3 protein-coding genes are annotated in these 2,851 nt (G+C 44.7%); all 3 read right to left on the bottom strand.

The annotated features are described in order from the left end of the window. Positions 1 to 58: 58 nt before the first annotated feature. Positions 59 to 421 (bottom strand): 2Fe-2S iron-sulfur cluster-binding protein, encoded by a 363-nt coding sequence (locus A1019T_RS13975; protein ID WP_077450543.1) that lies wholly within the window; start codon positions 419 to 421, stop codon positions 59 to 61. A 1-nt stretch (position 422) separates the two neighbouring features. Next, positions 423 to 818: a hypothetical protein gene (locus A1019T_RS04070; protein ID WP_077450542.1), complete on the bottom strand. Its 396-nt coding sequence runs from the start codon at positions 816 to 818 to the stop codon at positions 423 to 425. A gap of 81 nt (positions 819 to 899) precedes the next feature. Next, on the bottom strand, positions 900 to 2,330 hold the full coding sequence (locus A1019T_RS04065; RefSeq protein ID WP_244156530.1) for an FAD-binding protein: 1,431 nt from the start codon (positions 2,328 to 2,330) through the stop codon (positions 900 to 902). Positions 2,331 to 2,851 lie beyond the last annotated feature (521 nt).

The following is a 2,851-nucleotide window of genomic DNA, read 5'->3' as shown; positions in this document are numbered from 1 at the left end:
ATGGCATGATAGAGATATCAATGCTGCTAAGAACATCCTCGCGGTCGGGCTTGACCGTCTAGCTGTAGGAATCCCCTCGGTTTAGCGAGGGGAGGAAGTCAATAACGTAGTCACGCACGAAGGTAGAGCAGGCAAGCTTAGGTTCGCCATTGACGACCATACCGCAAGAGCCACAAACCTCCATTCTACATGACCACCGATAAGCAAGTTCTGGACGCAGATTGTCTTTGATAACCCCTAACGCATCAAGAATGGACATATCATAACTCCATTCAATCTCGAATGTTTCTGGCCAAGGTCTATCATCTTCATCGGGGCGATAGCGCATGACCGTAATTTTGACAGTATTATTTGCTGAGGTATCAAGATTGTTTTCTTGGTTATTTAGTTGGCTGCTATTTGGTTTAGAGTGGCTATTCATATTACTTTTCTCCTCCAGACTCACCCGCAGCACCATAAGCGCGCGTGGCTGGTTGTGATTTAGTAATTAACACATCGCTATATTTAATTTGTGGCTCTGCATCTGGCTGATAAAAAGCAAGAGTGTGTTTGAGATAGTGCTCGTCGTCACGCTCGGGATAATCCAGACGTTGATGTGAGCCACGCGACTCTTTACGGGCATTGGCGCTATAAATCATGCTTTCCGCCACATCTAATAGGTAACCTAGCTCAATGGTTGTGAGCCAGTCAGTATTAAAGGTCGAGCTATGGTCTGTGACTTTCACATTCTTATAGCGCTCTTTGAGCTTTTTGATACCGGCAATGGCAATTTCTGAATTTTCAGCGCTGCGATAGATCCCCACGTTTTCTTCCATCATTCTGCCGAGATATAGTCATAGCCAACCAAATGAGATACGAGGCAACCTACCTCAAGTACTACTAGAACGGGCTTATTAAGGTTAACGCTGTAGCTCTTTAATTTGTCTACGACTATAGTTACGGATATCGGCAGGTTTTTCGGTACCATTGGTCCGATTTAATAGCTCTGCATAGGGTTTAAAAGCTTGCTTAGCCAACTGTTCAAAATCTGATGCAGAAACAGAGTTTTGATTGGACTGGGTATGAAGCAAGGCACTTTCACCAGCCACTTTGCCGAACACACACAGCTCTGTTAAGGAGTTTGAGCCTAGGCGGTTTGCACCGTGCAAGCCAACGGAGGCACATTCACCGACCGCAAATAATCCTGGTATACGAGTTTGGCAATGACGGTTGGTCTCAATACCGCCCATAGTGTAGTGAACGGTTGCACGGACAGGAATCGGCTCGTACACCGGGTCAACACCAACGAACTTTTGGGCAAGGGATCTAATAAATGGCAAGCGTTCATTAATATAGTCCTCACCCAGATGGCGCAAGTCGAGATGAACGGCTGGACCTCTTGGTGTCTCGATAGTACGACCAGCCTTCCATTCATGATAAAACGCCTGTGACAGTCTGTCGCGTGGGCCAAGCTCCATATACTTATTTTTGGGTTCGCCAACAGGTGTTTCAGGACCCAAACCATAATCTTGAAGATAGCGATAGCCGTCTTTATTGACTAAGATGCCTCCTTCACCACGGCAACCTTCTGTCATCAAGATTCCAGAACCCGGCAACCCAGTAGGGTGGTATTGCACAAACTCCATATCACGTAGGGGCACCCCATGGCGATAGGCCAATGCCATACCATCCCCTGTGACAATGCCACCATTGGTATTAAAGGTATAGATTCGGCCTGCGCCGCCCGTAGCGATAATCACACTTTTAGCTTGTACCGCTACCGTCTTACCATTTAATAAGTCATAGCAAAGCACACCTTCTAGCTGTTTTTGCTCCACTTGTTGATCACTGGGACTCATTATCAAATCTACAGCAAAGTGTTCATCTAGACGCTTAATATTGGGATACTGTATTGAGGTCTGAAATAGGGTATGCAGAATATGAAAACCGGTCTTATCTGACGCAAACCAGGTGCGCGGAATCTTCATGCCTCCAAAGCGGCGCACATTCGCCCGTCCATTAGGCAGGCGTGACCAAGGGCAACCCCAATGCTCGAGTTGAATCATCTCCTCTGTGGCGTGTTCAACAAAATACTCAACCACATCTTGTTCACACAGCCAATCCCCACCGGATACCGTGTCATTGAAGTGATTTTCCAAAGAGTCATCATCGCGAACGACTCCGGCAGCGCCACCCTCACCCTCAGCAGCAACAGTGTGACTACGCATTGGGTACACTTTTGAAATTAACATCACCTCAGTATCGGGTGCACTACGGGCAATTTCGATGGCAGCACGAAGGCCGGCGCCCCCAGCACCAATAATTGCCACATCTGTTTTGACTACTTGCATCTGGACCCCTTAAACATTTTTCGTCGAATATCTCGGCTATTACCATAACCTTGAATTATGGACGAGATTTCGCGAAGCATAACGTATGAAGCTGCATTGATATTTATTTTAAGATTAATATAAGACACTTATAATAGTTATTTTAGAAAATCCACAGAGATAGTAGGGGATTGAATTGAGCTTTTATTCTCAATATAGGCGATAAACTGTCACCATAAACCAAGTAGTTATTCAGCTATCTTGGTTACTACCTATCTTTTTTATTGATATGCTTAAGTGATCTATACAGAAAATAGCCCTTGACGCCTAGTAAAAAGGGTATATAATACGTCGTTCTGTTGAGGCAAGGAGTGGTTTGGAAAGTTTGGAAAATAAACAAATTCAAACAAAACGAAAAAACTTCTTGACAATGTAACTGAACAGCGTATAATACGCACCTCATCGGGACAACGAGATTAGAAGCTTAATTGGTTTTAAATCTAAGTTCTGATAACAGATTGAAATAAAAGCTTGACAGAATA

The organism is Psychrobacter piechaudii (assembly GCF_900162825.1).
GTDB classification, from domain to species: domain Bacteria; phylum Pseudomonadota; class Gammaproteobacteria; order Pseudomonadales; family Moraxellaceae; genus Psychrobacter; species Psychrobacter piechaudii.
Note: the sequence above shows the minus strand (reverse complement) of the source record. Positions and strands in the feature narration are given on the sequence as shown.

Bases quoted from the DNA above. Each gene is read 5' to 3' on its own strand.
- A1019T_RS13975 (WP_077450543.1), bottom strand. From the start codon at position 421: ATGAATAGCCACTCTAAACCAAATAGCAGCCAACTAAATAACCAAGAA.
- A1019T_RS04070 (WP_077450542.1), bottom strand. From the start codon at position 818: ATGATGGAAGAAAACGTGGGGATCTATCGCAGCGCTGAAAATTCAGAA.
- A1019T_RS04065 (WP_244156530.1), bottom strand. From the start codon at position 2,330: ATGCAAGTAGTCAAAACAGATGTGGCAATTATTGGTGCTGGGGGCGCC.